Source organism: Bordetella petrii (assembly GCF_020991325.1).
In the GTDB taxonomy this organism is placed as follows: domain Bacteria; phylum Pseudomonadota; class Gammaproteobacteria; order Burkholderiales; family Burkholderiaceae_B; genus Bordetella_A; species Bordetella_A petrii_E.
On record NZ_JAJMLX010000281.1, the window covers coordinates 1 to 5726 of the forward strand.

The 5726-nt window shown below is 67.7% G+C and carries 5 protein-coding genes and 1 pseudogene; 2 read left to right on the forward strand and 4 right to left on the reverse strand.

Features of this window, described 5'->3' with window-relative positions; translation table 11 throughout:
* Positions 1-771: pseudogene (locus LPZ50_RS20785) on the forward strand (amidase family protein); the annotation flags it as partial.
* A 62-nt stretch (positions 772-833) separates the two neighbouring features.
* Positions 834-1619 (forward strand): GntR family transcriptional regulator, encoded by a 786-nt coding sequence (locus tag LPZ50_RS20790; protein ID WP_419195624.1) that lies wholly within the window; start codon positions 834-836, stop codon positions 1617-1619.
* A gap of 3 nt (positions 1620-1622) precedes the next feature.
* On the opposite strand, the gene paaK is transcribed toward LPZ50_RS20790, so the two are convergent.
* The 4 genes from paaK to paaN all read right to left on the reverse strand — a co-directional run.
* On the reverse strand, positions 1623-2936 hold the full coding sequence (gene paaK / locus LPZ50_RS20795; protein ID WP_230664549.1) for a phenylacetate--CoA ligase PaaK: 1314 nt from the start codon (positions 2934-2936) through the stop codon (positions 1623-1625).
* 78 nt (positions 2937-3014) lie between these two features.
* The gene (gene paaI / locus LPZ50_RS20800; protein WP_230664551.1) at positions 3015-3485 is read right to left on the reverse strand and encodes a hydroxyphenylacetyl-CoA thioesterase PaaI; all 471 of its coding nucleotides are present in this window, start codon (positions 3483-3485) and stop codon (positions 3015-3017) included.
* The gene (gene paaG / locus LPZ50_RS20805) at positions 3485-4273 is read right to left on the reverse strand and encodes a 2-(1,2-epoxy-1,2-dihydrophenyl)acetyl-CoA isomerase PaaG (RefSeq protein ID WP_230664553.1); all 789 of its coding nucleotides are present in this window, start codon (positions 4271-4273) and stop codon (positions 3485-3487) included. The genes paaI and paaG overlap by 1 nt, the downstream gene beginning before the upstream one ends.
* Before the next feature lie 12 nt (positions 4274-4285).
* A partial coding sequence (gene paaN, locus LPZ50_RS20810) for a phenylacetic acid degradation protein PaaN (RefSeq protein ID WP_230664555.1) occupies positions 4286-5726 on the reverse strand: 1441 nt, incomplete at its 5' end.

Here is a 5726-nt window from a genome sequence, read left to right on the forward strand (position 1 = left end):
GGCCTGTGGGGCCTGCGCACCACCCACGGCCTGCTCAGCGCGGCCGGCGTCGTGCCGCTGTCGCCCGAGTTCGACACCATGACCTGGCTGGCGGCGCGCGCCGATATATTCGAGCGCGTGGGCGAGGTGCTGCTGGCCGCCGACGACCGCGCCTGGCAAGGCGCTGTGGTGCTGACAGACGCCTGCGCCCAGGCGGAACCGGCGTTCGCTCCCCTGATCGATGCGGTGGCCGGGGCGCTGGCAGGCCGCCATGCCTTGCCCGTGACCCACGCCCCCGCATCGGACACCGACCTGGAAACCTGGCGCAAGACCTACATCACCTTGTCGGCCCACGACGCATGGCGAACCCACAAAGACTGGATCACGCGCACCCGCCCGGTTTTCAGCCCGGCCATCGCGGGGCGCTGGCAAGCCGCCGAAGGGATCAGCGCCAGCGCGGCCGCCCAGGCCGGCGCGGTACAGGCCGCGCTGCGCGCGCAGGTTCATCGCTTGCTGGGCCAGCATCGGGTGGCCGTGCTGCCGTCGGCCTCCAGCGCGGCCATCCTGCGCACCGCCGACGCGGCCGCCGTGGATGCCATACGCGGCAGCACCTTCCGCATCACCTCGATTGCCGGGCTGGCGGGCCTGCCGCAGGTCAGCATCCCGTTCATCGGCGCCGACGGCCTGCCCGCCGGGGTGTCCCTGCTGGGACCGGCCGGTAGCGACCGGGCACTGATACGCCTGGCCGCTGCCGTGGGACGCCAGCTGGGAGCCCTGGGAACCACCGCCTGAACCCCGATGCCGATGGCAAAATACTCAATAACGGAGGCCGGCCAGGCCGCCCGCCCATGTCAATGAAAAACGCCGCCGCCAAACCGCCCTGCAAGACCCGGGCCGCCTCGCGTCCCGCTCCCGCCCGCGGCCGCCCGAAAGTGCGGCCCGCCACGCTGGCCGCTTCCGCGCCGGACAGCGCCGAAGACACCGAGACCCGCATCTATCAATCGGTGGTCAGCGGGGTCATGAGCCAGCGGCTGCGTCCCGGCACCAAGCTGCCCGAGGCCGCGCTGTGCGAACTGTTCGGAGTGGGCCGCAGCATCGTGCAAAAGGTGCTGCAGCGCCTGGCCCACGACCACGTCGTGGAACTGCGGCCCAATCGCGGCGCCATGGTGGCCATGCCCACCCGCGAAGAGATCGACAGGCTGTTCGAGGCGCGGCGGGCGCTGGAAGCCGCCATACTGCCGCTGGTGGCGCGGTCGGCCACCCGTTCCGACTACGCCATGCTGCGCCGCCAACTGCGCGCCGAACACCGCGCCATGCACAGCATGCCGCAAACCGAATGGGCACGGCTGGCCAGCGCTTTCCACCTGAAGCTGGGTGAACTGTCGGGCAACCCGCTGCTCGCCCGCTACCTGACCGAAATCATCTCGCGCTGTGCGCTGGTGGTGGCCATTTTCCAGCCACCAGGCAATGCAACCTGCGAACATGACGAGCATGCCCGCGTGGTGGATTACCTGGAACAAGGCCGGGTGGAACAGGCAGTGGCCGAAATGGACCGCCACCTGCGCGAACTGGAATCGCACATCCACCTGGTCGAAGACCATGCCGAACTCAGCCTGGCCGACATGCTGGGGCTGGCCTGAAGCTCAGCGCGGGCGCTTGTCTATGACCCGGCGCGCCTTGCCCGTAAGGGTGCGTTCCACGAAACCGCTGTCGGCCACGCGCACCCTGGCGGTCACGCCTATGTACGATTTCACCGCGTGCTGCAGCTGCCTGCCCACCGCGTCGCGGTCGGCTTCGGCCAGGGTCGCGAACTCATCGCGCAATTCGGTCAGTATCTCCAGTTCGTCCAGGTGGCCGTTGCGGGTCAGCACCAGTTGGTAATGCGGGGCCAACTGCGCAATTTTCAGCACCTGTTCTTCAACTTGCGTGGGAAACAGGTTCACCCCGCGCACGATCAGCATGTCATCGCTACGGCCCGTGATCTTGCCGATGCGCCGCATGCTGCGCGACGTGGGCGCCAGCAGCCGCGTCAGGTCGCGCGTGCGGTAGCGGATGATGGGCATGGCCTCTTTGGTCAGCGAGGTGAACACCAGTTCGCCCTGCTCGCCGTCGGCCACCGGCACGCCGGTTTCGGGGTTGACGATCTCGGCATAGAAATGGTCTTCCCATACCACCGGGCCGTCCTTGGTCTCTACGCACTCGCTGGCCACCCCCGGCCCCATTACTTCCGACAGGCCGTAGATATCCACCGCGTCGATCGCCGCCTCGGATTCGATGTCTTGCCGCATCTGCCCCGTCCAGGGCTCGGCGCCGAAAATGCCGATGCGCAGCGAACTCTGGCGCGGGTCTATGCCTTGGCGGCGCTGCTCTTCGATAATGTTGCAGAAGTACGAAGGTGTCACCATGATGATGTCGGGCCGGAAATCCGCGATCAACTGCACCTGCTTTTCCGTCTGGCCGCCCGACATGGGAATCACCGTGCAGCCCAGGCGTTCCGCCCCGTAGTGCGCGCCCAGGCCTCCCGTGAACAGGCCATAACCGTAGGCCACGTGCACGATGTCGCCCGGCTTGCCGCCGGCCGCGCGTATGGACCGCGCCACCAGGCCGGCCCAGTTTTCCAGGTCTTGCGACGTATAGCCCACCACCGTGGGCTTGCCGGTCGTGCCGCTGGACGCGTGCACGCGCGACACTTGCTCGCGTGGCACGGCGAACATGCCAAAAGGATAGTTGTCGCGCAGGTCTTTCTTGGTGGTGAAGGGGAACTTGGCGATATCCGACAATTGCTTCAGGTCGTCGGGATGCACGCCGGCGGCGTCGAAGGCCTGCCGGTAATGCGGCACATTCTGATAGGCGTGCGCCAGGGTCCATTTCAGGCGCTGCAATTGCAGCGCTTCGATCTCGTCGCGGCTGGCGTGTTCAATGGGATCCAGTCCGGGTTTGCTCACGGTATTGGACATGACGGGTCTCCTGGAAATGCGGTGCGGCGCGGGCCGCTTTATCGTATTGAGTGTTCTGGCAAGGCGTAACCCGGGCTTTCACGCATCCGGCGGCGCGCCCACCACCTGGCCCTTGATGCGGTAGGAACGGCCGCGGAACAAGGCCAGCTGGCGCCCATCCTGGTTGGTGACGGTGACGTCGTACACCCCGGTACGGCCCGCCAGCGAGCGTTCCTGCGCCACCGCCGTCAATTGGTCGCCGGCGAATGCGGGCGCCACGAAGTCGATGGTGCAGCCCGATGCCACGGTGCTGACATTGCGAGAATTGCAGGCAAAGGCAAAGGCGCTGTCCGCCAGGGCGAACATGAAGCCGCCGTGGCAGGTCTGGTGCCCGTTCAGCATGTCGGCGCGCACCGTCATGGTCAGGCGCGCGAAGCCCGGGGCGATTTCGGCCACTTCCATGCCCAGTCCGCGCGAGGCGGGGTCCGCGGCATACATGGCGGTGCCCACCGCCTGCGCCAGCGCCTGCGGGTCCTGGGGCACGATGCCAGCTGGGTCGGGTGCGTTCATCAGTGTCCTTTGAATTGGGGTTCGCGCTTGGCCATGAAGGCGGCCACGCCCTCGGCGTAATCGGCGCTACGGCCCAGTTCGCGCATCAAGTCGCGTTCCAGGTCCAGCTGGGTGGACAAATCGTTGTGCAGGCTGGCTTGCAGCGCCTGCTTGGTGCTGGCCAGGCCGCGCGTGGGCGCGGTGGAAAAATGCACGGCCAGTTTCTCCAGCGCGGAATCGAAGTCGCCGTCGGGCACACACTGCCAGATCAACCCCCAATCCTGCGCCTGGCGCGCGCTGAGCTTGTCGCCCAGCATGGCCAGTCCCATCGCGCGCGCGCGTCCCACCAGTCGCGGCAGCACGAACGTGCCGCCGGTATCGGGAATAAGCCCCAGCCTGCAGAACGACTGGATGAAACTGGCGGATTCCTTGGCGATGACGATATCGCCCGCGAAAGCCAGGTTGGCACCCGCGCCGGCCGCCACGCCATTCACCCCCACCACCACCGGCAGGGGCAGTGCGTTCAGGCGGCGCACCAGCGGCGCGTAGTACTTGCCCACGGTTTCGCCCAGGTCGGGCGGCGTGCCGTCGGCCGCCATCTGGCGTTCGCTCAGGTCCTGGCCGGCGCAGAAGCCGCGGCCCGCGCCCGTCAGCACCAGCACGCGCGCGCCGTCGTTCTCGACGCGCGCCAGGGCGTCGGCCACTTCGCCGTGCATGGCGGCGGTGAAGCTATTGAGCTTGTCGGGCCGGTTCAGGGTCAGCCTGGCAATGCCGCCGGACAGGTCGAACAGGATGTTCTGGTAGGTCATGGCGGATTCCGGTTAAACGTGGCGGCGCGTCTGCACGACGCGGAAGCGGTTGGACACGAAGGCCGAATCCGATAGTGCGGCATTGGCCGCCGGGTTCGCGCCCGTGCCATGGAAATCGCTGAACGCGGCCGTCTGGTTCACGAACACGCCGCCGGTCAGGTTCAGCGACAGCGCCACCCCCGAAACCTCGGCCGCGTCCTGCACCCGGGCCGCCACCGTGTCGTCGGTGGTGTAGGCCGAAAAAGACAGGGCTCCGTGCTCGATCACGCTGTCGCGCGCCAGCCCGATGCTGTGCTCGGTGGAATCCGTGGCCACCACGAAGGCGATCGGCCCGAACCATTCCTGGCTGATGGCCTGGTTGCCGGCCTCGGCGCGCAGCAGCAGCGGCGTGTGCACGCGCGCGCCATCGAACTGCGGGTGCGCCAGGGCCTGGCTGTCGGCCACCACCGGCAGCCCCAGGGCGCGCGCCTGCTCGATGCGCGCCACGATGCCGTCATTCTGGATGGCGCCGGTCAGTTCTACCGCCTTGGCCGGGTCGGCGCACAGCTTGCTCAGGGCCGTGCCCAGTGCCGCGGCCACCTCATCGAAACTGACGCGGCCCTCGGCCGTATCGATGCCGTCGCGCGGCACGTAAATGTTCTGGGGCGCGGTGCACATCTGGCCCGAGTACAGCGCCAATGAAAACGCCAGATTGCGCGCCACGCCTTTCAAGTCGTCGGTGGAATCGATGATCACCTGGTTGACGCCGGCTTTTTCCGTGTACACCTGCGCCTGGCGGGCGTGTTGTTCCAGCCAGTTGCCGTTGGCGCTGCTGCCCGTGAAGTCCACGATCTTCACGGCCGGATCCTGCGCCAGTTGCTGGGCGGTATCGTCGCCGGCCGCGTGTGCGGCCAGTTGCACCACGTCGGGGTCGAAACCGGCTTCGGCCAGCACCTCGCGCGCCACTTGCACCGTAAGCGCCAGCGGCAGGATAGCGCCGGGATGCGGCTTCACAATCACCGTGTTGCCGGTGGCCAGGCTGGCGAACAGGCCGGGGTAACCGTTCCAGGTGGGAAAAGTGGAGCAGCCGATCACCAGGGCGATGCCGCGCGGCACTACCGTGAAGCGCTTTTCCATCTTGATCGGATCGTGCTTGCCTTGCGGCTTTTCCCACATGGCCACCCCGGGGATGCGCGACATTTCCTGCCAGGCGTAGGTAACGGCCTCGACGCCGCGGTCCTGCGCATGGGGGCCGCCGGCCTGGAAGGCCATCATGAAGCCCTGGCCGGTGGTGTGCTGCACCGCATAGGCGATTTCAAAGCTGCGCTGGTTCAGGCGCGCCAGGATCTCCAGCGACACGCCTACCCAGGCGCGCGGCCCGGCGCGGCGCCACTGCTCCAGCGCCAGGGCCAGGTTCACGGCGGTGGTACTCTTGCCCACCCCGCCCTTGCCCGAGGCCACGGCGATGATGTTG

Excerpts from the sequence above, each read along its gene's own strand:
- paaI (WP_230664551.1), bottom strand. The coding sequence starts at position 3,485 with ATGAACGCACCCGACCCAGCTGGCATCGTGCCCCAGGACCCGCAGGCG.
- paaK (WP_230664549.1), bottom strand. The coding sequence starts at position 2,936 with ATGTCCAATACCGTGAGCAAACCCGGACTGGATCCCATTGAACACGCC.
- paaG (WP_230664553.1), bottom strand. The coding sequence starts at position 4,273 with ATGACCTACCAGAACATCCTGTTCGACCTGTCCGGCGGCATTGCCAGG.
- LPZ50_RS20790 (WP_419195624.1), top strand. The coding sequence starts at position 834 with ATGAAAAACGCCGCCGCCAAACCGCCCTGCAAGACCCGGGCCGCCTCG.